22 protein-coding genes are annotated in these 23,672 nt (G+C 40.6%); 14 read left to right on the top strand and 8 right to left on the bottom strand.

The features are described from left to right. Positions 1-4: 4 nt before the first annotated feature. From hisD to hisIE, 7 genes are read left to right on the top strand one after another with little or no spacing between them, the layout of a single operon-like run. Positions 5-1,297, top strand: coding sequence for a histidinol dehydrogenase (gene hisD / locus KTV93_RS02175; RefSeq protein ID WP_218249697.1), 1,293 nt, complete (start codon positions 5-7; stop codon positions 1,295-1,297). Beyond that, positions 1,287-2,324, top strand: a complete 1,038-nt coding sequence (gene hisC / locus KTV93_RS02170) for a histidinol-phosphate transaminase (RefSeq protein WP_218249696.1) — start codon at positions 1,287-1,289, stop codon at positions 2,322-2,324. The genes hisD and hisC overlap by 11 nt, the downstream gene beginning before the upstream one ends. Then, positions 2,317-3,408 (top strand): bifunctional histidinol-phosphatase/imidazoleglycerol-phosphate dehydratase HisB, encoded by a 1,092-nt coding sequence (hisB, locus tag KTV93_RS02165; protein WP_218249695.1) that lies wholly within the window; start codon positions 2,317-2,319, stop codon positions 3,406-3,408. Before hisC ends, hisB begins: the two co-directional genes overlap by 8 nt. Next, entirely contained in the window at positions 3,405-3,983 is a 579-nt protein-coding gene (gene hisH / locus KTV93_RS02160; RefSeq protein WP_218249694.1) for an imidazole glycerol phosphate synthase subunit HisH, read from the top strand. The genes hisB and hisH overlap by 4 nt, the downstream gene beginning before the upstream one ends. Further along, positions 3,980-4,693, top strand: coding sequence for a 1-(5-phosphoribosyl)-5-[(5-phosphoribosylamino)methylideneamino]imidazole-4-carboxamide isomerase (hisA, locus tag KTV93_RS02155; protein WP_218249693.1), 714 nt, complete (start codon positions 3,980-3,982; stop codon positions 4,691-4,693). Before hisH ends, hisA begins: the two co-directional genes overlap by 4 nt. Next, positions 4,687-5,442: an imidazole glycerol phosphate synthase subunit HisF gene (hisF, locus tag KTV93_RS02150; RefSeq protein ID WP_218249692.1), complete on the top strand. Its 756-nt coding sequence runs from the start codon at positions 4,687-4,689 to the stop codon at positions 5,440-5,442. The genes hisA and hisF overlap by 7 nt, the downstream gene beginning before the upstream one ends. After that, a complete protein-coding gene (gene hisIE / locus KTV93_RS02145) occupies positions 5,439-6,026 on the top strand; it encodes a bifunctional phosphoribosyl-AMP cyclohydrolase/phosphoribosyl-ATP diphosphatase HisIE (RefSeq protein ID WP_218249691.1) in 588 nt (195 codons plus the stop codon). The genes hisF and hisIE overlap by 4 nt, the downstream gene beginning before the upstream one ends. A gap of 72 nt (positions 6,027-6,098) precedes the next feature. Here hisIE and KTV93_RS02140 read toward each other — a convergent pair whose 3' ends face one another. From KTV93_RS02140 to KTV93_RS02125, 4 genes are all read right to left on the bottom strand, one after another. Next, the gene (locus KTV93_RS02140; protein WP_218249690.1) at positions 6,099-6,644 is read right to left on the bottom strand and encodes a DUF892 family protein; all 546 of its coding nucleotides are present in this window, start codon (positions 6,642-6,644) and stop codon (positions 6,099-6,101) included. Between the two features lie 174 nt (positions 6,645-6,818). Next, complete coding sequence (locus KTV93_RS02135; protein WP_218249689.1) at positions 6,819-8,354, bottom strand: SulP family inorganic anion transporter; 1,536 nt, start codon at positions 8,352-8,354, stop codon at positions 6,819-6,821. Positions 8,355-8,468: 114 nt separating this feature from the next. Then, positions 8,469-9,287 (bottom strand): alpha/beta hydrolase, encoded by an 819-nt coding sequence (locus KTV93_RS02130; RefSeq protein WP_218250472.1) that lies wholly within the window; start codon positions 9,285-9,287, stop codon positions 8,469-8,471. Positions 9,288-9,403: 116 nt separating this feature from the next. Continuing rightward, complete coding sequence (locus KTV93_RS02125; protein WP_218249688.1) at positions 9,404-11,182, bottom strand: AMP-dependent synthetase/ligase; 1,779 nt, start codon at positions 11,180-11,182, stop codon at positions 9,404-9,406. A gap of 242 nt (positions 11,183-11,424) precedes the next feature. Here KTV93_RS02125 and KTV93_RS02120 point away from each other — a divergent pair, with 242 nt between their 5' ends. Further along, a complete protein-coding gene (locus tag KTV93_RS02120) occupies positions 11,425-12,564 on the top strand; it encodes an acyl-CoA dehydrogenase (RefSeq protein WP_218249687.1) in 1,140 nt (379 codons plus the stop codon). A 20-nt stretch (positions 12,565-12,584) separates the two neighbouring features. Continuing rightward, positions 12,585-12,950, top strand: a complete 366-nt coding sequence (locus KTV93_RS02115) for a hypothetical protein (protein WP_218249686.1) — start codon at positions 12,585-12,587, stop codon at positions 12,948-12,950. Positions 12,951-13,094: 144 nt separating this feature from the next. Here the strand turns inward: KTV93_RS02115 and KTV93_RS02110 are convergent, their stop codons facing one another. Next, a complete protein-coding gene (locus KTV93_RS02110) occupies positions 13,095-14,243 on the bottom strand; it encodes a DUF4349 domain-containing protein (RefSeq protein WP_218249685.1) in 1,149 nt (382 codons plus the stop codon). Positions 14,244-14,401: 158 nt separating this feature from the next. After that, positions 14,402-16,000, bottom strand: a complete 1,599-nt coding sequence (locus KTV93_RS02105; protein WP_218249684.1) for a peptide chain release factor 3 — start codon at positions 15,998-16,000, stop codon at positions 14,402-14,404. Between the two features lie 115 nt (positions 16,001-16,115). On the opposite strand from KTV93_RS02105, the gene KTV93_RS02100 reads away from it, so the two are divergent. The 3 genes from KTV93_RS02100 to pheS all read left to right on the top strand — a co-directional run bounded on the left by KTV93_RS02100 (position 16,116) and on the right by pheS (position 18,660). Continuing rightward, positions 16,116-16,949 (top strand): CPBP family intramembrane glutamic endopeptidase, encoded by an 834-nt coding sequence (locus KTV93_RS02100; protein WP_218249683.1) that lies wholly within the window; start codon positions 16,116-16,118, stop codon positions 16,947-16,949. Between the two features lie 20 nt (positions 16,950-16,969). Then, on the top strand, positions 16,970-17,545 hold the full coding sequence (rdgB, locus tag KTV93_RS02095; protein ID WP_218249682.1) for an RdgB/HAM1 family non-canonical purine NTP pyrophosphatase: 576 nt from the start codon (positions 16,970-16,972) through the stop codon (positions 17,543-17,545). 104 nt (positions 17,546-17,649) lie between these two features. Next, positions 17,650-18,660 (top strand): phenylalanine--tRNA ligase subunit alpha, encoded by a 1,011-nt coding sequence (pheS, locus tag KTV93_RS02090; RefSeq protein WP_218249681.1) that lies wholly within the window; start codon positions 17,650-17,652, stop codon positions 18,658-18,660. A 54-nt stretch (positions 18,661-18,714) separates the two neighbouring features. Here pheS and KTV93_RS02085 read toward each other — a convergent pair whose 3' ends face one another. Both KTV93_RS02085 and KTV93_RS02080 read right to left on the bottom strand, forming a co-directional pair. Further along, on the bottom strand, positions 18,715-21,141 hold the full coding sequence (locus tag KTV93_RS02085; RefSeq protein ID WP_218249680.1) for a DUF5916 domain-containing protein: 2,427 nt from the start codon (positions 21,139-21,141) through the stop codon (positions 18,715-18,717). Positions 21,142-21,243: 102 nt separating this feature from the next. After that, entirely contained in the window at positions 21,244-22,011 is a 768-nt protein-coding gene (locus KTV93_RS02080; RefSeq protein ID WP_218249679.1) for a DUF3108 domain-containing protein, read from the bottom strand. Between the two features lie 142 nt (positions 22,012-22,153). On the opposite strand from KTV93_RS02080, the gene KTV93_RS02075 reads away from it, so the two are divergent. Both KTV93_RS02075 and KTV93_RS02070 read left to right on the top strand, forming a co-directional pair. Next, positions 22,154-23,206, top strand: coding sequence for an NAD(P)/FAD-dependent oxidoreductase (locus KTV93_RS02075; protein WP_218249678.1), 1,053 nt, complete (start codon positions 22,154-22,156; stop codon positions 23,204-23,206). A gap of 6 nt (positions 23,207-23,212) precedes the next feature. After that, a complete protein-coding gene (locus KTV93_RS02070; protein WP_088469374.1) occupies positions 23,213-23,545 on the top strand; it encodes a 2Fe-2S iron-sulfur cluster-binding protein in 333 nt (110 codons plus the stop codon). Positions 23,546-23,672: the final 127 nt, after the last annotated feature.

The raw sequence follows: 23,672 nt of genomic DNA, 5'->3' as shown, positions 1-23,672 counted from the left end.
TAAAATGAAAATACTAATTAATCCGCCTGCTTCAGATTGGGCCAAAATTTGCGAAAGACCGGTTTTTCCTGCGGAAGATCTGGAAGATAAAGTGAAAGATATTCTCGGGAAGGTTCAGCAGAGAGGAGACATGGCGCTGAAAGAACTCACTTCACTTTTTGACGGTGCTAATATTGAAGATCTGAAAGTAAGCCAAGATGAAATAGAAAAGGCAAAACTAGAGGTTTCCGAAGAATTAAAGGACGCAATTTCTATCGCTGCAAATAATATCCGAAACTTTCACGAAGCCCAACAGGAGAAAGTAACTTTTGTTGAAACAATGCCGGGAATTAAATGCTGGAGAAAAAGTGTCCCCATTGAAAAAGTCGGGCTTTATATTCCTGGAGGTTCTGCGCCTTTGTTTTCAACGATTTTAATGTTGGGAGTTCCTGCCGGAATCGCCGGGTGTAAAACCCTCGTTTTATGTACACCGCCCGACAAATACGGAAAAATCAATCCCGCGGTTTTGTACACGGCGAATTTTCTGGGTATTACCGAAATCTTTAAAGTTGGTGGCGCTCAGGCGATCGCAGCTTTGGCTTACGGTACGGAAACGGTCCCGAAAGTGGATAAAATCTTCGGACCCGGAAACCAGTTTGTGACCAAAGCAAAGGAGCTGGTTCAGAAAAACGGCATCGCTATTGATCTTCCGGCGGGACCAAGCGAAGTTCTTGTGATTGCAGATAACAGTGCTGATGCTGATTTTGTCGCTTCGGATTTGCTTTCCCAGGCCGAGCACGGTCCTGACAGTCAGGTCGTTTTGCTTTCGGATTCATCAGCATTTATTGAGAAAGTTAAAGTAGCTTTAAACGGCCAATTGAGTGCTTTACCGAGGGCAGGAATTGCTGAACAGGCACTTCAAAACAGCTGTTCCGTGGTGTTAAATTCCATCAATGAATGTATTGAATTCAGCAACAAGTATGCTCCGGAACATTTAATTCTGGCCTTTGAAAATGCGGAAGAATTTGCTGATCAGATTCAGAATGCAGGTTCGGTATTTCTGGGCAATTATTCCTGCGAAAGTGCCGGTGATTACGCGAGCGGAACTAATCACACGCTGCCCACTAATGGTTATGCCCGAAGTTACAGCGGTGTTTCATTGGACAGTTTTGTAAAAAAAATTACTTTCCAGAATATCAGTAAATTAGGATTGCAAAATATTGGCAGAACGGTGGAGGTGATGGCGGAAGCCGAGCAGCTTCTGGCACACAGAAACGCAGTTTCCATTAGACTCAAAAAAATACAGAATGAAAAGTAAAATTAAGGAACTTGTAAGAAAAAACATTCAGGCTTTGGCGTCGTATTCCAGCGCAAGAGACGAATATTCCGGGAAAGAAGGAATCTTTCTGGATGCGAACGAAAACCCTTTCGGGATCTACAACCGTTATCCGGATCCGTATCAGCCGGCTTTAAAAAACAAGCTTTCTGAACTCAAAAACATTTCGCCAGACAATATTTTTGTCGGAAACGGCAGTGATGAAGCCATCGATCTGGCATTCCGGATTTTCTGCGAACCGGGTTATGATAAAGCGCTGACATTTGTTCCCACTTACGGAATGTATGAAGTTTCGGCCAATATCAACGATGTGGTACTCATTAAACTTCCATTGAATAAGGATTTTCAAATTGATAGAACTACTTTGCAGCCGTACTTTTCGGATGAAAAGCTGAAACTTATTTTCCTCTGTTCACCTAATAACCCCACCGGAAATTTATTGAGTGTTGCTGATATCGAATTTATTCTCAATAATTATAATGGAATTGTAATCATTGACGAAGCGTATATCGATTTCTGTGATCAGCCTTCATTTATTCAGAAGATCGAAAAGTATCCGAATTTAATCGTCATTCAGACCTTAAGCAAAGCCTGGGGATTGGCCGGGATCCGTCTCGGAATCGGTTATATGAGCGAAGAAATTCTTTCCTATTTTAACCGCGTGAAACCTCCGTATAACATCAGTTTAATCAATCAGCAGACTGCGCTCGATATTTTAGAAGACGAAGTTCAATTTCAAAAGAAAGTGGAAAATATTTTAACCGAAAAATCGAAGCTGATTCAAAATCTTTCCGGCTTAAGTGCAGTCAGGAAAATATATCCTTCCGACGCAAATTTCATCTTGGCGGAAGTTGAAAATGCCGATGAACTCTATGAAAAACTCATTGATAGAAAAATCATCATCAGAAACCGGAATTCCGTTATCAGAAATTGTGTGCGGATTTCTGTAGGAACTTCTGAGGAAAACAATGAATTATTAAATGCTCTAAAAGAATTCAGCAATGACTAAAAAAGTTTTATTTATAGACCGCGACGGAACGATAATCTGCGAACCTGAAGATTTCCAGATCGACAGTTTCGAAAAGCTGGAATTTCTGCCAAATGTCATCAGCAGTCTTTCAAGAATCGCCAGAGAACTGAATTATGAACTCGTTATGGTAAGCAATCAGGACGGTTTGGGAACAGATTCTTTTCCCGAAAAAACGTTCTGGCCTGTGCAGAATTTCATCATAAACACTTTAAAAAATGAAGGGGTGGAGTTCGCTGAAATATTCATTGATCCGTCTTTTGAACATGAAAACAAGCCCACAAGAAAACCGGGAATAGGCATGCTTCAGAAATACATTTACGGAAATTATGACCTTGGAAATTCGTTTGTAATCGGAGACCGACAGACCGACATCAAACTCGCGGAAAATTTGGGTTCTAAATCAATTTTCATTAACAAAGCGGAAAACGGGGAAGCGACGTTGGTAACCAACGACTGGCTTGAAATTTACAAATACCTAAAAGCCGTTCCAAGAATCGGAAAGGTAAAAAGAGATACGTTGGAAACTTCTATTAGTATTGAAGTAAACTTGGATGGAAGCGGTGTTTCAGAAATTAATACCGGTTTGCCATTTTTCGATCATATGCTGCAGCAGATTTCAAAACACGGAAATCTGGATCTGAATATTCAGGTAAAAGGCGATCTTGAAATTGATGAGCACCACACGGTTGAAGATACGGCAATCGCTTTGGGCGACGCTTTTTTTCAAGCACTCGGAAACAAGAAAGGTATTTCCAGATATGGTTTTTTACTCCCGATGGATGACTGTCTGGCTCAGGTGGCGGTGGATTTTGGCGGAAGACCGTGGCTGGTCTGGGAAGCCGAATTCAAGAGAGAAAAGATTGGTGACGTTCCCACAGAACTGTTTTTTCATTTCTTTAAATCATTCAGCGACCAGGCGAGATGCAACCTGAACATCAAAGCAGAAGGCGACAATGAGCACCATAAAATTGAATCGATATTCAAAGCTTTTGCAAAAGCCGTAAAAATGGCGGTAAGTCAAACTGAAAACTATAACATCCCAAGCACCAAAGGAATTTTATGATCGCAATATTAAAATACAATGCGGGTAACGCACTTTCCGTAGAAAATGCAGTGAAGCGTCTTGGTTTTGAAACGGTGATTACGGATGATATTTCTGTGCTGAAATCGGCTGGAAAAGTGATCCTTCCGGGAGTTGGCGAAGCCGGTTCTGCGATGCAATATCTCAAGGAAAAGGGTTTGGATGAGGTCATAAAATCCCTCACACAGCCGGTTCTTGGAATCTGCCTTGGTATGCAGCTGCTTTGTGAATCATCGGAGGAGGGCAATGCCGAAACTTTAGGAGTTTTTAAAACCAAAGTGAAGAAATTTCCGCCCAAAGACCTCGTACCGCACACGGGATGGAATAATTTTACTTCAGTGAAAGGAAAATTATTTGAAAATGTTGAGCCTGACGAAAACTGCTATTTCGTTCACAGCTATTACGCAGAACTCAGTGAAGAAACTGTAGCGGTTACTGATTACATTTTACCATTCAGTGCAGCATTAGAGAAAGACAATTTCTATGCGACCCAGTTTCACCCCGAAAAATCTGCGGCCACCGGAATGCAGATTTTAAAAAACTTTTTAAGCTTATGAGAATTATTCCTGCCATCGACATTATCGGTGGAAAATGTGTGAGACTGACGAAAGGCGATTATGCTACGCAGAAAATTTACAGTGAGAATCCGTTGGATATGGCGAAAATGTTTGAAGATGTGGGTGTTAAATATCTGCACGTTGTCGACCTTGATGGAGCCAAAGCCAAACAGATCGTCAACAATAAAACCCTGGATCTTCTTGCCTCGCAAACCGGTTTACAAATCGACTTCGGTGGAGGCATTAAAACTGAAACCGACATTAAAACAGCATTTGAATGTGGAGCAAAACAGATTACTGTAGGAAGTATTGCGGCACAGAATTCGACTCTGATGCTGGAATGGCTAATGAAATACGGAGCGGAGAAAATTATCCTTGGCGCCGACTGTAAAAACAGGATGATCGCGACCAATGGCTGGCTGGAAAGCAGTAATCTCGATGTGGTGGATTTCGTCAAAGAATTTAATAATAATGGAGTAAAATATAGCATCGTTACCGATATCGATAAAGACGGAATGCTTTCGGGACCGGCTTTTGAACTATATAAAGAAATACTGAAAGAGACCAAGATTAAACTTATTGCGAGCGGAGGAATTACTACGATAGAAGATGTTCAGAAATTAAAAATTATGGGCTGTGAAGGCGCAGTTATCGGTAAAGCGATTTATGAAGGCACTATCAATCTTAAAGAATTAACAGAATTATGCTGAAGAAAAGAATTATTCCGTGCTTGGACATTAAAAACGGCAGGACTGTAAAAGGAATCAATTTTCTGGACATCAGAGATGCCGGCGATCCTGTGGAACTCGCCAAAAGGTACGTGGATGAAGGTGCCGACGAACTGGTATTTCTAGATATTACTGCAACACTTGAAAACAGAAAAACACTTAAGGAACTCGTAACCAAAATTGCTTCCGAAATTAATATTCCGTTTACGGTTGGCGGCGGGATCAATACACTGGAAGACGCGAAAGAGATTATCGATTCCGGGGCGGATAAAATAAGTCTCAATTCTGCGGCAATTCTTCGGCCGGAGCTGATTTCTGAGATCGCTCTTGAATATGGAAACCAGTGTGTTGTGCTGGCGATTGATACCAAATTCATCAAAAATGAATGGATCGTTTTCCGCAGCGGCGGAACCATTATTACTGATTTAAAAGCCACGGAATGGGCACAAAAAGGCGCCGAACTTGGAGCGGGAGAAATCCTTCTGACTTCCATGAATAACGACGGAACAAAAAACGGTTTCGCCCTCGATATCAGTAAATCGGTTTCTGAAGCCGTTACCATTCCGGTGATTGCGTCAGGAGGCGCGGGAACAATGGAGCATTTTGCTGAGGTTTTTAACCAGACAAAAGCAACCGGCGCTTTGGCTGCAAGTGTTTTTCATTTCGGGCAAATCCCAATTCCTGACCTTAAGCAATATTTAAAAACCCAAAATATCTCCGTGCGACTATGAAACCTGATTTTAATAAAACCAACGGCCTTATTCCCGTAATCATTCAGGATGAGGTAAGTCTGCAGGTACTGATGCTGGGTTATATGAATGAAGAAGCCTTTAATAAAACCATCAACGACCAAAAAGTAACCTTTTTCAGCCGGAGCAAAAACCGGCTTTGGACGAAAGGTGAAACCTCTGGGAATTTTCTTTGGGTAAAAGACATCAGACTTGATTGTGATGAGGACACTTTACTTATTCTCGCAAAAGCCGACGGACCAACCTGCCACAAAGGAACGGTTTCCTGTTTCAATACTGAAGCGAAAAAAGGTTTTCTCTACCGTTTGGAGCAGACCATTCAGGAAAGAATTGACGGTAATGTTGAAGATTCTTACACCAATCAACTTTACCGGAGAGGCATTAATAAAGTGGCCCAAAAAGTAGGCGAGGAAGCGGTAGAACTGGTGATCGAGGCGAAAGATAATAACGCCGAACTCTTTAAAAATGAAGCTGCCGACCTGATGTATCACTTTTTAATTCTCCTTAAGGCGAAAGGGTTTACTCTGGAAGAAATTGAAGAGGTTTTGAAGGCGCGGGAGCGGTAACAAGTGTCTTTATAAATACTTTTCGCAAGAATAATTTGAATTTGTCGTGACCTTTACTCGTGTTTTTTAGGCTTATGGACGGTATGGTTTCAGGAATTCGTAAGTGAGGTCATTTAAATACTTTTCAATAAATTCCTCTTCTTCCTGCACATCAATCGCGAGGAGGGTTGCGGCAGCATGGTCATTTAAATTTATTGCCAAGTGTGCAGCGGCACCGTAGGCAGCGATTTTGTAATGGGCCAGTTTTCTGGAAGTAAGGATGAGGGCGATCTCCCAGTTTACATTATCATCTGAAAATATGGTGAAATGTTCATTGGCCTCATTCAGCAACGCAATAATAGCGGCACATTCCTTCGATTTAAGCGATTCATTCTGCATCTGAAAAATTTTTTCGAGCCTTTCTTTGTGTCTCAGATGGATCATGAAATGATTCTGCAAAATGGATTCCAGCTTTTGTGATTCTATTTTCTGCTTTATTTTACCAAATTCACTCGAAATAATGGTTTCGCAGAAATATAATTCTCTGAGCGTTTCAGAAAAGAATAAGCGCAATGTTTTCCTGGAGTTTGAAGGAGGACGGTTAAGGTTATTGCCGTCATTTTGAAGTGGATTTTCCATAATCGCAGGATTTTTACCGTTGAAAAACGAAGAGTACCAGAAAATATTGCTAATTTCTTTTTATGTAAAACATAGCAGCTAATTGTATGCCGATAAGTTGCTGACAGAGAAAAAATTGTTTACAGCAGGCAGGCGTCGTTTCATCAGTTGTAGGTGTGGTGGAGACTGCAGTTGTTAAGCTTTTTCTGTTACCAGATACAGCGGATCCTCCAGAATATTGACATCAATAATGGCTTCGGCATTCTTAAGAAGGGTTCGGCAATCCGGACTTAAATGCTGGAGTCTTACCGTTTTTCCGGCTTTGTGATAACGGCTCGTAATGGAGTTCAACGCCTCGATAGCTGACATATCTACTACACGGCTTTCCGCAAAGTCAATAATGATTTGCTGGGGATCATTTTTCACATCAAACTTTTCTGCAAAAGCCGTTACCGAGCCGAAAAATAACGGTCCGTAGATTTCATAATGTTTCACGCCATTTTCATCAACATGCTTTCGGGCGCGAATTCTTTTGGCATTGTCCCAGGCAAAAACCAGCGCGGAGATCATCACCCCAATCAACACAGCCAATGCAAGATTATGGAGGAATACGGTAATCATTGTTACCACAACCATTACAAATATATCCGATTTTGGCATCCGCTTAAAGATTTTCAGGCTTGTCCATTCGAAAGTACCAATGGCGACCATAATCATAACGCCGGTTAAGGCCGCCATCGGAAGTTTTCCGATAACGGGTGCGCCAACTAAAATGATAACCAAAATGGTTAGAGCCGCCACAATTCCTGAAAGTCTTGCGCGTGAACCGGCCGAGAGGTTTACCAAAGTCTGCGCGATCATCGGACAGCCGCCCATGCCGAAGAAAAAGCCATTTAAAATATTGGCACTTCCCTGAGCCACGCATTCGCGGTTAGAATTGCCTTTTGTTCCGGTGATTTCATCCACGAGATTCAGCGTTAAAAGTCCTTCCGTTAAACCTACGGCCGCCATAATCATGGCATATGGAAAGATGACTTTCAGTGTTTCGAGGTTCAGTGGAATGTTTGGAATATGAAAAGGCGGAAGACTTCCGCTTACCGAGGCAATATCTTCCACCTGTTTGGTATCGATATTAAAGATCATGACGATGGCGAAAACAACTGCAATCGCGACGAGGGATGCCGGGATTTTTTTGGTGAGTTTCGGCAGCAGCAGGACAATGGAAATGGTGAGCGCAACTAAAACTGCCATGATCAGAAACGGTGTTCCGGTGAGCCACTCAGTGTTTCCGTTGACGGTCATTTTAAACTGCTCGAGCTGAGACATAAAGATCACAATCGCAAGTCCGTTCACAAAGCCGAACATTACAGGTTGTGGCACCAGTCTTATAAATTTCCCGAGTTTCAATAATCCAACGCCAATCTGCAGCACACCGGCTAATGCGATGGCGCCGAAAACATATTCCAACCCGTGTGATTTCATTAAGGCGATGAGAACGATAACTGTTGCTCCTGCACCGCCGGAAATCAGTCCGGGTCTTCCTCCGAAAACCGCGGTCACAAGCCCCATAATGAAAGCCCCGTACAATCCAACCAATGGCGGAAAACCAGCTAAAATGGCGAATGAAAGTGACTCGGGAATCATCGTCATTGCGACGGTAAGACCGGCCAGAATTTCGGTACGGTAGTTTACTTTCTGGGAGAAATCGAACAGGTTCAGAACAGCTTTCATCGGAATTATTATGCTGCAAAAGTAGGAGTTTGCGAAAGAAAGGACAAATTGCCTCCCTCAAACCATCTACATACTTAATTTTATAGACAATACCGAAAAATGGGTGATATAAATCTAATTTCCATTCAGGCTCCAAATCAAAGCCTTTTCTTTTACCGCGCGGAAAATTGTACTGTGCTCTTCAGTGGGAGCGGGGCTATAATTCCATTTTAAATTGGGGAGGTTTGCCGAATTTAAAGTTTGAGAAATCTGCTGGGTAAATTCGGAAGTGCTTTGTTCTTTGGAACTGGCAAACCATAATTTTTGTTGGCTTCCCGCAGGAAATTCCGTCAAATAGTCTTTAGCCGCTGAGGTTAAATAGTGGTTGTTCCACCACAGCGAAGGATCAATAGCAATATAATTATCGAACATTTCCGGACTGGTGAAGAAAGTTTCCATGATGAATAATCCGGCCAAAGATTCTCCGATAATGCTTTTTTCCTGCGTCGTTCTGTATTTTCCGTTGATTTCTGGAAAAAGTTCCTCTTTAATAAAATCCCTGAATGTTGCCGAACCTCCTACAACTGCGGCGATTTTCTTATCCTCTTCAACGCTGGTAAATCCAGTGAGATCTCTTCTTCGCTGCGTATTTTCAATTCCGACAAGAATGACCGGACGTATCCTTTTTTCTTTGATCAGTTTTGCAACGGTATTGGCAAGATGAGGAAAATCTTCCTTAATTCCTCCGTCAGCCATATAGAGAACCGGAAAAGAGGAATTTGTGGACGGGTATTCTGATGGTTTCCAGACATTAATAATTCTTTTTTCACCCAACAGTTTGGAATCCAGTATAAAAGAGTCATGCACCGGAACCGGATCGGATTGCTGAACATTACTTGCGCAGCTACTAAGAAAAATAAGGAAGAATAATGCCAGATAATGCATTGTTTTCATAAGGTTAGATTCTACGATTAAAGGTTTCAGCATTACTTAACGGTTTTTCTTAAAATGCTTTAGTGGTGTGCTTTCGTAATAAATAAAAAGCACGGCTGAAACCGTGCTTTGAAAGTTTAGGCCTCGTGGCCATACATTTTATTGTAGAGTTTTATAAAGCGTTCTTTCACTGCTTTACGCTTCAGTTTGAGCGTTGGAGTCAGGACGCCGGAGTCGATGGTCCAGATTTCCGGGGTGAGTTCAAAACGCTTGATCTGTTCCCAGCTGCCCAGTTTGGTGTTGAGGTAATCGATTTCTTTACCTATTCTTTCCTTGAGTTCCGGACTATTGGCGATCTCTTCCGGTGTGGTGCCGATCTTAATGCTTTTGCGTTCTGCCCAGTGCTGTACAAAATTGAAGTCAGGCTGAATCAATGCGCAAGGCATTTTCTCGCCGTCACCCACGACCATGATCTGCTCAATAAATTTCGAAGCTTTTGCCTGGTTTTCGATGACCTGAGGAGCAACATATTTTCCGCCGGAAGTTTTGAACATTTCTTTTTTACGGTCGGTAATATGCAGGTAACCTTCCTCATCGATATGTCCGATATCGCCGGTTTTAAAATACCCGTCTTCTGTGAAAACCTCTTTGGTCATTTCCTCGTTCTTGAAATATCCTTTGAACACAGAAGGACCTTTTACCGTGATTTCACCGTCTTCCTGAATTTTTACATCAAGATTTTCAAGCACATGTCCCACGGTGCCGACTTTAATTTTACCGAAACTGTTCACCGAAATTACGGGCGAGGTTTCGGTTAATCCATAACCTTCAAGGATGGGTATTCCCGCGTTTTGGAACATTTTGTTGAGTCTTGGCTGCAGTGCTGCGGAACCGGAGACTAACGTGATGATGTTACCGCCCAAACCTTCTCTCCATTTGGAGAAAACAAGTTTGTCTGCGATGGTTTCCATAAGACCCGAAGGTTTACCGATTTTCTGTTTGGCTTTGTTTACGCCCAATGCCCAAAGGAAAATTTTCGATTTCAGTCCGCCTGCGCTGGTTCCTTTGTCGTAGATTTTATCATAAACTTTCTCGATCAATCTTGGCACTACCGACATAATGTGCGGTTTCACTTCCTTGATATTGTCGCCCATTTTTTCGATGCTTTCGGCGAAATACACGGAGTAACCATTGTACTGATACAGATAGAACAACATTCTCTCGAAAATATGACAGATAGGAAGGAAACTCAAAATTCGGATATCACTGTTTTGTAAACCTTTAACCCGTGGAATTCGTGGATCCGAAGCCAGTACATTGGAAACGATATTATGGTGCGTAAGCATTACGCCCTTTGGTCGCCCGGTAGTTCCGGAAGTGTAAATAATGGTAGCCAGATCCTCAGAATTGATGCTGTTGCTAAGGTCATCCACTTCATTCTGCGTGGCATCATTATTACCAAGATCCAGAATTTCATTCCAGTTTGGTGCCCCATCAATCTGATCGAAGGTAAAAACGCCTTTCAATGTTGATACATTGGCTTTAATCTGTATTACTTTATCGTAGAGATCACGGTCGGACACAAAACAATACTGAACTTCAGCATTGTTGAAGATAAAATCGTAATCCTCCGGAGAAATTGTAGGGTAAACAGGTACCGAAACAGCTCCGATTTGTGAAATTCCTAAATCCATTACAGCCCATTCCGTGCGTGTTGCGCTGGTAATGAGCGCAATTTTATCGCCAGGCTTAATGCCTAATTTCAGAAGCCCGCGGGATATTTTATTTCCCTGGTTACAAAATTCTTTTGTTGATATTTTCTCCCATTGGCCGTGATATTTCGTAATGAACATATCATCCTGCGAATATTTTTCCAATGCATTGTGGGCAAAATCGAAGATTCTCTTTATCGTCATAGCTTAATTTTTTACTTGGATTACTTTAGCGGCAATGTGGGTATTGCCTTTGGGTAAAAATATCAATTTTATTTTAAACAGCAAAACAGATTTTATGATGTGTTTTTCTTAAAAATTTAAATGATTTTATAATACATATAATGAATAAAACTGCTATTCAATGAATAATTTTAACCTCTGCCAATATAATTTTTTATTTTTTAGAAAAAGCGTAAATTTACGATCAAACAATTATATACTTTATGGACTTTAATTTATCTGAAGAACAGTTAATGATTCAGCAGGCTGCAAGAGACTTTGCCAATACAGAACTTTTGCCTGGCGTAATAGAAAGAGACAATGCACAGAAGTTTCCACACGAGCAGGTGAAGAAAATGGGAGAACTCGGTTTTCTGGGAATGATGGTGGATCCACAATATGGCGGAGCGGGAATGGACAGTGTTTCTTACGTTTTAGCCATGGAAGAAATAGCAAAAGTTGATGCTTCTGCAGCGGTGGTGATGTCAGTAAACAATTCTTTGGTATGCGCAGGACTGGAAAAATTCTGTAACGAAGAACAGAAAATGAAATATCTGAAACCTTTGGCAAGCGGAGAAGTAATCGGTGCTTTTGCACTTTCTGAGCCGGAAGCAGGTTCGGATGCAACTTCACAGAAAACTACAGCCGTTGATATGGGCGACCATTACATTCTGAACGGAACAAAAAACTGGATCACCAACGGGGGAAACGCAACTTATTATATTGTAATCGCACAAACTGATCCTGAGAAGAAACACAAAGGAATCAACGCTTTCATCGTGGAAAGAGGATGGGCAGGTTTCGAAATTGGGCCAAAAGAAGACAAACTCGGTATCCGCGGAAGCGATACACATTCTTTGCTCTTTACAGACGTTAAAGTTCCGAAAGAAAACAGAATCGGTGAAGACGGATTCGGATTTAATTTTGCGATGGCCGTACTGAACGGAGGAAGAATCGGGATTGCATCTCAGGCTTTAGGAATTGCTTCAGGAGCTTATGAACTTGCATTGAAATATGCAAAAACCAGAAAAGCTTTCAGAACCGAAATCATCAACCATCAGGCAATCGCATTTAAATTAGCCGATATGGCAACGCAGATTACCGCTGCAAGAATGCTTTGCTATAAAGCTGCTGTAGAGAAAGATGAAGGTAAAGACATTTCTGAAATCGGGGCAATGGCGAAACTTTACGCCTCTCAGGTAGCAATGGATACTACGGTTGAAGCAGTACAGATCCATGGTGGATACGGATACGTAAAAGAATATCACGTAGAAAGAATGATGCGTGATGCGAAAATCACCCAGATTTATGAAGGAACTTCAGAAATCCAGAAAATTGTAATTTCCCGCAGCATTGCAAAATAATTAATCACTAAAGATTTGCCATGAAGTATTTGTGGATTAGCCTTGTTGCCGTTTTCTTGCTTTTGAGCGGTGTTATTTATTACCGTTATTATTTCGTTTTCGGTGAAGGCGTGAAATCCGGAATTCTTAATTACGCTGTAAAAAAGGGAAATATCTTTAAAACCTACGAAGGTAAACTCATCCAGCAGGGATTCGGAGCTAATCCGCGAACCGGCAGTTTAACGAGTTATGAATTCGAGTTTTCGATTGAGGACGAAGAAATCTTCAAACAGCTCGAAATTAACAACGGAAAAACGTTTGACTTGCATTATAAAGAGTATCACGGTGTACTGCCATGGCGCGGAAATACAACTTATGTTGTAGACCGCATTGTGAATATGAAATAAAAAGAAAAGCCTTCCGGATGTGGAAGGCTTTTTTGATTGATATCGTTATATTACAGGTGATTGTTCTCGCAGATTTTGCTGATTTCACGGATAGAAGTTTAAATAAATTTGCGTCATCAGCTCCATCAGCGAGAGACTTTCAATTTAATTCTTCGGCAGATATTTAGAGTAATCTGTATCCGGAGTTTCTGCCGGTTTATCTTCCTGAACGGTTTCGGTAGAAGTCTGGTTCTGGGTTGGATACGCAGCGCTCTGCTGATTCAGGATTTGCTGTTTTTCCCATTCTTCCTGAGCTTTTTTCTTTTTATTTCTCTGGATGAAATACCAAACCAATGCTCCGATCAAAAATATCGGCCAGAAGGGAAGGAGAAAAAGCAACGCGTCACCTAACACTTTGAAGCCTTTCATAAAAGCATTCCCGAAACTGTTCTTATCTTCTTCGTTCTGATTTTCGACAATAGGATTGGACGCGATATTTTCGTTCTGTAAAAGCGTGATTTCAATGTCACACATTTGCGAGGCTACATAATCTTTACCTTCAGATTCCGTGCTTTTCGATTTCACATCGCCAAGCTGACCGGAAAGATTAGAAAGCAGCTGATCAAAATTCTGAAGCGGAACTTTCGCGGTAATATATTCCCGCTGAATGCCTTCATTCTGACTGAAATTTTCAGTCACCAGATCCGCGTTGTTTTCTCTGATTTTCTGTTTCAGAAGCGCTTTTGCAGCATTCAGATCATCAACCTGAATTTCAAGCTTGGCGGTTTTTACCAAAGGATTTCTTTCTGCAACAGGCGGCACAATAACCGGTTTATTCTGTTCCTGTGGAGTTGCACGGTTTTCAGCAGTGGGAGTTTCCGGCGTTGAATTTTGTTTTTTGGTTTGCTTCAGAATTTTATCGGCAGTTTGGGTAAGTACTTTTATGGTGCTTTCACCGCTTTTCAGCGCATTGTTTGCGGAGTCTAAAGTTTTCACAACTTCAGTTCCCACCACCACATTTTTCGTGATTTTTTCAATCTGTTTGTTAATCGAATCGATTCGCCAGCCACCCGACTTTATAGTACTGTCGATAGATTTTTTCTGTTTTTCAATTTCGGGCATGATTACTTTTTTAGCAATGCCATCAGAATCTGAAATTGTTTTTGAGATAGAATCCAAAGTCTTGATTCCGTCGTTTGCTTTTGTAAAAAGACTGTCGGCTCTTTTGATGTTATCGGTTGTCTGCTGAATCGTGCTTTTGTCGCAGGAAATTACAGCGGCCGCAGTAATTATGATAATAAATAAGTTCTTCATGAATTGATTTTAATGATAAACGCCGGAAAAGAATCAAAATGTATTCCTCCAAACATCATATTTCGATTTGTATTCCGGTAAATAACTATAAATAAATGAATTGCAAATCAATTTACAAAATGTTTACAAAAAAATCTCCGGATTTGCCGGAGATCAGTTTATTGTTTGTTTCGGAATTCACTGATGAAGTGCAGTTTCACGTTCGGGAACTTTTCCTGGGTCATGTGAATGGTAAAGGACGAATCGGCAAGAAAAACCGGCTGCCCGTATTTGTCTTTTGCCATAAAACGCTGTTTGAGTCTCGCAAATTCTTTAAACTCCTCAGATTTTTCATCTGCTTCAATCCAACAGGCTTTGTGGATGGATAGTGGTTCGTACGTACATTTAGCGCCATATTCGTGCTCCAAACGGTATTGAATAACTTCGTACTGAAGCGCGCCCACGGTTCCGATGATTTTTCTGTTGTTCATATCCATGGTGAAAAGCTGCGCCACACCTTCGTCCATCAGCTGATCGATTCCTTTTGCCAGCTGTTTTGCTTTCAGCGGATCATCATTATTGATATAGCGGAAATGTTCCGGAGAGAAACTGGGAATTCCTTTGAAACTGATTTTTTCACCCGCCGTTAAAGTATCACCGATTCTGAAATTTCCTGTATCGTGAAGTCCTACAATATCGCCTGGAAAACTTTCGTCAACAACTTCTTTTTTATCAGCAAAGAAGGCGTTTGGTGAAGAAAATTTCATTTTTTTATTGTCTCTTACCAACAGGTAGTTTTCATTTCTTTTGAATGTTCCGGAAACGATTTTCACGAAAGCCAGTCTGTCGCGGTGTTTCGGATCCATATTCGCGTGGATTTTAAACACAAAACCGGTGAAATCTTTTTCCTCAGGTTTTACAATTCTTGTTTCACTTTCTTTCGGCTGAGGTTTGGGAGCGATCTCGATAAAAGCATCGAGAAGTTCACGGACCCCAAAATTATTCAACGCAGAACCGAAAAATACCGGCTGAAGATCACCGTTAATATAGTCCTCGCGGTTAAATTCGGGATAAACCGACTGCACCAATTCTAGTTCTTCTCTTAAAGTTGCGGCAGCTTTTTCCCCGATAACATCGTCGATTTTTGTGTCGTTGATATCATCGAATTTTATCGCTTCACCGACTTTCTGTTTTTTCTCTTCCAAAAACAGTTGTATGTTATTTTCCCAAATATTATAAATTCCCTGAAAATCGCCTCCCATACCGATTGGTAATGATAATGGGCAAACTGTTAATCCCAGTTTCTGCTCCACTTCGTCCAAAAGATCGAAAGCATCTTTCCCTTCACGGTCTAATTTATTGATGAAAACCAACATCGGAATATTCCGCATGCGGCAAACTTTTACCAGTTTTTCAGTCTGTTCCTCAACTCCTTTTGCAACATCGATAACAACAATTACGGAATCAACAGCAGTTAAAGTTCTGTACGTATCTTCTGCAAAATCCTTGTGACCCGGTGTATCGAGAATATTGATTTTATGATTTCGGTATTCAAAAGCCAAAACCGAAGTTGCGACAGAAATTCCTCTCTGTCTCTCGATTTCCATAAAATCGGAGGTGGCTCCTTTTTTAATTTTGTTCGATTTTACTGCCCCAGCTTCCTGAATTGCACCACCAAAAAGCAGCAGCTTTTCTGTAAGCGTGGTTTTTCCGGCATCGGGGTGAGAGATAATTCCGAAAGTTTTTCTTCTTTCTATTTCTTTAATGAGTTCAGACATAATGATATTTGAGTTTGCAAAAATCGTGTTTTTTTATGGAAAATGAAAACCCAGTTTTATCTTCGCCGGATTTAGTTTTTATCTTTTTAATTTATCTTTGCTGAAATTAAATTTCATGGCAGAAAATTACTCACGGAAAAAATTTATTTTCGACTGGAAAGGTGCATTCGCGCTGATCGGCGGAATGATTGTAGGCACAGCAGCAGTTTCTGTAATCAATGTTTTTTCAATGTTTGTCTTCAATGAAAATCTGCAGTATAAAGATTTCTACTTAATGCTTACGAATGCTGCGGGATTTCTCGGTGCTATTTTCGCTTTTGATTATTTTATTGCAAGACCGCAGACCGGCAGGAAACTGAACTTCAATTTTTCTCCTACAAATGTCGGAACGTATCTTCTGATCTTTCCGATGATGCTCGGGATGATGTTTATTGCTGAATTTATTACTGCCCAAATTCCCATTACAGGACCTTTTTTCGGTGAATATTATGAGTTTTTCTCGCGCTTGATGGAACAAATGACTAAAGATAAAGCCACGATGATCGTTCTGGCCGTAATTATGGCGCCTATATTCGAGGAGATTGTTTTTCGCGGAATTATTCAGAAAGGATTAATCAACAAAGGAATGAACCCTGTAACTGCGATCATTATTGCCTCGATAGTTTTCGGGTTGGTTCACGCTAACCCCTGGCAGTTTGTGGGCGCGGTTTTGCTGGGCTGTGTTTTAGGATTTGTTTACTATAAAACAAAGTCTTTGCTGTTGCCGATGTTGCTTCATGCCTTTAATAATCTGTGTTCTTCAATTTTAATTTTTTACGGTGATTCCGAAAGTTTTGCAGATGTTTTCCGTCTTTCAGAATGGATTGTTCTGGCGATCGGAATTATGCTTTTTGCCGTATTCTACTATCTTTTTACACGGAAATACCGAATTCATTATTCTGAAAAATAAATCATTACTATAAAAAAAATATGGACAAAGAAATCCTTATCGCCACCCACAATCAACACAAGAAAGAAGAAATTCAGCAGATTTTGGGAGGTGATTTTAAAGTTACCTCACTGACAGATTACGATATACACGACGAAATTGTGGAAGACGGCCACACTTTTCACGAGAACGCACTCATTAAAGCAAAATACTGTTTCGAAAGAACCGGAAAACCAAGTCTTGGTGATGATTCCGGTTTGGTTGTGGAAAGTCTTGACGGAAGACCGGGAATTTATTCCGCACGTTACGCAGGTAACCACGATTTCGCGAAAAATATGGCGAAAGTCTTAGAGGAAATGAAAGATGAGGAAAACCGAAAAGCCTATTTTGTAACCGTAATGTGTTTGGTTGATGAAAGCGGTGAAAACTATTTTGAAGGCCGGGTTTACGGAAATCTAACGCACGAAATCCGTGGGGAAAAAGGTTTTGGTTATGATCCGATTTTTGTTCCCGAAAATCATGAAATCACTTTCGCAGAAATGAAAGCAGAAGAAAAAAACCAGATCAGCCATCGGAAACAGGCCATCGAAAAGTTCCTGCATTTTCTCAATTCCTAGAAAGAAAACACCCAGGAACTTGCTGATTAAAAAATTTAAGCCTGAAATTACCGCCGAAATTTTCAGTTAAAAATTGTATTTTTGCAGTTCAATAAATATTAGAGATGTTAGAAAAGATTGATGAATTATTGGTTGAGGTAAGCAATTTCAGCTCAGCAAATAAAGATGAAATTGAGCAGTTCCGAATCAAATTCAGCGGAAAAAAAGGAATTCTGAACGATATTTTCTCGAAATTCAAGGATGTTCCGAATGAGCAGAAAAAAGAATTCGGGCAGAAGATCAATACCCTCAAGCAGGCTGTCGAAACCAAACTCGAAGATTTAAAAAACGCAACTTCTTCTAACCTTATCTTAGAAAAAGAAGATTTAACCCGCCCGGGATTTTCTTCTGAACTGGGAACCCGCCATCCGATCAATCTGGTTAAGAATAAAATCATCGAAATCTTTAAATCCATCGGTTTTGCGGTTGCAGACGGACCGGAAATTGAAGACGACTGGCATAACTTTACCGCGCTTAATCTCCCGGAATATCATCCGGCAAGAGATATGCAGGATACATTTTTTATCGAAACCAATCCTGATATTCTTTTAAGAACGCATACTTCTTCTGTACAAATCCGATACATGGAAGAGAACCAGCCGCCAATGCGGATTCTTTCCCCTGGAAGGGTTTTCCGTAATGAGGCAATTTCTTCACGGTCGCACTGCATTTTCCATCAGATTGAAGGACTTTATATCGATGAAAATGTAAGTTTTGCAGATTTAAAACAGACAATTCAGTTTTTTACCACAGAACTTTTCGGTAAATCCAAAATCAGACTTAGACCGTCTTATTTTCCGTTCACCGAGCCAAGCGCGGAAGTGGACGTATATTGGGGACTGAATTCTGAAACCGATTACCGAATCACCAAAGGAACCGGCTGGCTCGAAATTATGGGCTGTGGAATGGTGGATCCTGCTGTTTTGCAGAATGTAAATATCGATGCTGATAAATTTTCGGGTTACGCTTTCGGAATGGGAATTGAAAGAATTGTAATGTTGCTTTATCAAATGAGCGACATCAGAATGTTCTTCGAAAACGATAAAAGAATGCTCGAACAGTTTAAATCACTGTAAAAAATTAAAATAAAAAAAGACCATTTCGAAATTTGAAATGGTTTTTTTTATTGCTTATCCTTTTTTCTTTAACCAGTTTTTCGCCTGATTGTAGTCGATATAGTAGGTCAGTTTCAGAGAAATATTATCCACCATTGGCTCATTAAATAATCGGTTGAAGTTTTCTTTAATGCCGATTCCCGATTCCTCCAAATAGCTTCCTACAGCATTTCTGTACAGTAAAGTGAGCTGACTTCCGGGTGCAAACCACCAGGAGTAGCGCAAGTCGACATTCCACGAATTGAAAGTTCCGTCGCGGTTTTCTGTGAAAAGGCTGGTGTCGGTAACGCTTCCGTTTGCATTTAAAGTCGAGAAACCTTTATAAGTAACCTGAGAAAAATAATGACGGAAAGAAAGATTCAGCGCCATTTTATTATTAAAGGTGTACTGTGAGGAGATCCCGTTTTCTACAGTGAACCGGTTGCGATTTCCCATAAAAATTTCACTGCTGTTTTTACCTACAAATCCCCGGTCGTTATTCTGGTAATTAAAGTTTGCATCATAATAGAGGCGTAGCTTGTCCGAGAATTTATAACTTGGGTTCAGCTGATAAATCAACTGGTAACGGCCTTTTTCATCATACGCATAATAATCGATATAGGTATTGATCCGGAATTTCCTGCGGTTATCGGTATTGATGAAAATCCACGGGTTAATCATTGCTGGAACTTTCAGGAATCTGCCTGCGGTTCTCGGCTCATAAATGTCGTTTTCTCCGATTGGCCAAATCATAAGTCCGCCACCAAAGTTGAAAAATTTCTTTGTCTGCATTTCAATACTGTTATGAATGACAAACTGCGTAAACAAATCTTCATCAAGTCTTCGGTTGTGGGAAACATTTAAATTGTAATTCAAAGCATTTAGTCCGCCTTTCGGCTGCAGATAACGGTATGAGTAATTGGTGTTGATGCTGTGGAAGTTGGTTCTGTCGTAATATCCCAGATCGCCAATATCGTAATCTTTGGTTCTCATAAAATAATTGGCACCAAAACGGTGAGTTCCGGAAACTTTATTAAAGCCTGCGGTGGACTCGTTTCCAGCTTTTGTACCACCGTTTAATACGAAGCTGGCTTTTGTACCACCAAAATATCTATAGGTGTTTTTCTTATTTCTGATGTCGAAAAGTAACGCTGTTACATTAGCATCTCGAAAACTTCCGTCTCTTGTAACATTTGAATTGACGAGGGAAACCGAAGAGTTTCCCTGAAACCGCTGGTCGAGAACAAAAACACTGTAGTTTGCCCAAGGTTCAGTTACTTCTGTCCGTGTAGCTCCGGTGTTGATGTTTCGGATCTCTGCGGTCATTTTCTCGGTAACGGCATTGAAGAAACCGATTCCCAGCCCTTTATTTGTTCTTCCGGAAATTTTCACCGCATTAAATAATTTTACTTTATCAGGATTTTCCACAAATATTTCATCTTCATTCAAAATCGGCGAGACAGAAGGATTTCCCCCGATTCGTCTTGAGTAAAAAAGATTTCCTTTGCTGAAAAGTTCCGTCCCTTCTGTAAAGAACGGGCGCTGCTCCTGAAACTGTACTTCGAAAGGAGAGAGATTCAAAACAGATTTATCAAAAGAAGTCTGTCCGAAATCCGGAATCAATGTTAAATCTAGAGTAAAAGCATCGTTAATGCCGTATTTTAAATCCATTCCGCCATTAAAATTGGTTGTTGTTTTTCCCTGAAAATGGTTTAAATAGGTAGAAAAATAAGGAAGAAAGGAGAGTCTGGTGGGCGGATTAATGTTTTCGATACCTTCTAAAAGTCCGTCGTACAGCATGTAACTTCCTTTTTTATTGTCAACAAAATTCCAGTCGTATGTCGTGCTTGTACGGTTAACCAATCTTAAGATATTGATTCCCCATTCCTGTATCTGTTTTTTTGGAAACCGGAGTTCAGAATATGGAATTTTCATTTCTACAACCCAACCGTTTTCAGTGATCTGGACTGCTGAAAACCATACGGCATTCCAGCTGAAATCTTCGCCGAAATCGGTGGTAAGTTTTGCATCAGCCTGCACTCCGGCAGGAGTTATCAGGAACTCCAGGCTTTGCTGGTGATCATTATAACCGTTTAATGTAACTCCAAAAATATCATCATTTTCAATATTGTCGCGTTCGGTGAGTTCTTTGGCTATTTTGCCGGGTTCGGTATCAAAAAGTATTGCCCCGAAATAAATTCCGGTATCATCATAAAGTATTTTTACTTCTGACCGGAAGGATTCATCTGCTGGTTTGCCATTATTGGGGCGGCGCTCAATAAAGTTGCCTGCTGAAGTGGCGTTTTTCCAAATTTCTTCGTCCAGAATTCCATCGATCTTTGGTGATTGGGTAACGGGAATTGCAGTGATTTTTTTTCTTGAGATACTGTCGGCCCCAATATTCTGTGAAAAAAGATGACTGAAACAAAGAATGTAGAAGGCACTTATAATCGGGGTTTTCATGGCGGTGTTAGTTTGTTATGAATAAGACACCATAACAGGAACTTTTGTTACACGGGTCATAAAAAAAACCGGCATCGGCCGGTTTACTATTGTTTTAAGGTTCTATTTCCTAAAGTTTAAAGGATATTTCACATTTTTAAAAGAATCAATACTTGCTTTCAGTGATCCTACCACCAAATCTGCTTTAATGGCGATCGGAACATAATTTCTGTCGTTGCTCACCCAAAGCGTAACGCCTTCCTTGTCTTTAAAAACGCGGCCGCTCATTACCTGCGGAACGATTTTCAGGGTATTGATGGTGCCGAATTTTGTTTTGATGTTTTCTGTGCCTACAACCTTAATCTGAAAAGGGAACATTTCATCGTCGATCCAGACATTTATTTTCTTTACACTGCCAACTCTCAAATCCGTGGAATCCAGACTTCTCAAATGATAGAAAGCAGATAACATATCCTGAACACCTTTCACTGATTTTAGGTTTCTCGTGGTGTTTTTCTCTTTATCAGTAAGGGATACTGTACCGTTGTTCTGGTTAAAGGTGGCTTCAAGATGTTGGGTGTAGCCACCTTCCTGCACATTACGCACATAAAAACTTGGTAATCCGGTGTTATAATTAATGTAACTTTCGTAATTATCTTCAACTTTAAAGAAAGCGCGCACCGCACCAGTGGTTCTGCCGTAGCCTTTAACGTAATAATGGGGCTGGCCCTTATAATTAGTCTTTACGGTGGTTAGTGTAGCTGTTCCGGCATTCAGCAAACCATAATGAATCCGGTAATTTAATGCCTCGCCAGGCTGAATATTATCGAGTTTTTGGGAGAACCCCAATGCAAAAAATAGCAGGGTAATAACACTTAAAATCTTTTTCATAGACATGGTTTTGCAAAAAATTTGCCACAAATATAGAACATTGATTTCAAAGGTATTTAAAGTGATATTTTTCAGTATTATGCAATCCGCCGTTCTTTTATTTTTCGTAAATTTGCAAAATTAATTTTTTTAAAAATCATCGATGATTACAAGCGATATATTGATTATAGGAGCGGGACCTACAGGGCTTTTCGCAGTTTTTGAAGCCGGTTTACTTAAAATGAAATGTCATTTAATAGATGCGCTGCCTCAACCGGGCGGTCAGTTAACCGAGCTTTATCCAAAGAAACCTATTTTCGATATTCCCGGATTTCCTTCTATTAACGCAGGTGATCTTGTAGATAATCTGATGGAGCAGATCAAGCAGTTTCAGCCGGGATTCACTTTAGGAGAAACGGCACAGACTTTAACAAAACTTGAAGACGGAACTTTTGAAGTCATTACAAATAAAGGAACTGTTCACCGGGCTAAAGCAGTAGCGATTGCTGGTGGATTGGGAACTTTCGAACCTAGAAAACCTGTGATCGACAATATTGCCGATTACGAAGAAAAAGGTGTTGAATATTTCATTAAAGAGCCTGAGCATTTCCGCGGTAAAAAAGTAGTGATTGCCGGCGGCGGCGATTCTGCCCTGGATTGGAGTATTTTTCTTGCCAATATCGCAAGCGAAGTAACTTTAATCCACAGAAGAAACGAGTTCCGCGGTGCGCTGGATTCTGTTGAAAAAGTGCAGGCGCTGAAAGACCAGGGTAAAATCCGTTTGGTAACGCCTGCTGAAGTTACAGGAATTAAAGGCGAAGGTAAAGTTTCCGCAATTACCGTAGAAAAGGATGGGGAAGTTTTTGATATTGAAACAGATTATTTTATTCCGCTTTTCGGACTAACACCGAAACTGGGAGATTTGGGTAACTGGGGTTTAAATATTGAAAAAAATGCAATCGTTGTAAATAATGCATTAGACTATCAGACCAATATTCCGGGAGTTTATGCAATCGGTGATATCAATACTTATCCAGGAAAACTGAAACTCATTTTATGTGGTTTCCACGAAGCGACGTTAATGTGCCAAAGTGTCTATAATATGCTGAATCCGGGCAAAAAATACGTCCTGAAATATACCACAGTAAGTGGAGTTGACGGTTTCGACGGAAGCCGTAAAGAAGCCGAAAAAGCAGTTGTTAAAAAAATCGATTAAGAAATCATGCAGGATATCAATTTGAAAATTACCGACCGAAACGGCGAAACTCATGAAGTGGTGGCGCCAACGGATATGTCGATGAACCTGATGGAAGTGATCCGTTCTTACGAGCTTGCGGAAGAAGGAACTATTGGTGTTTGCGGCGGTATGGCAATGTGTGCATCGTGTCAGGTTTATGTTTTGGAAGGTTCAGAAAAACTGGTAGAAATGGGTGATGAGGAAGATGCAATGCTTTCCGAAGCGTTTCATGTGCAGGATAATTCCAGATTGGGCTGCCAGATTCATATTACAGAGGAAATCGATGGTTTGGAGGTTGCAATTGCTCCTTATCCATAAACATCATTTTAAAATATAAAATCCCGAAGATTATTTCGGGATTTTTTTGCAATTAAGTGATGGTTTTCTATACGCTGTATCTCGCAGATTTCACGGATCTCGCAGATTTTTTATCAGTTTGTAATCT

Origin of the sequence: Kaistella faecalis (assembly GCF_019195395.1) — a bacterium.
GTDB classification, from domain to species: Bacteria; Bacteroidota; Bacteroidia; order Flavobacteriales; family Weeksellaceae; genus Kaistella; species Kaistella faecalis.
Note: the sequence above shows the minus strand (reverse complement) of the source record. Positions and strands in the feature narration are given on the sequence as shown.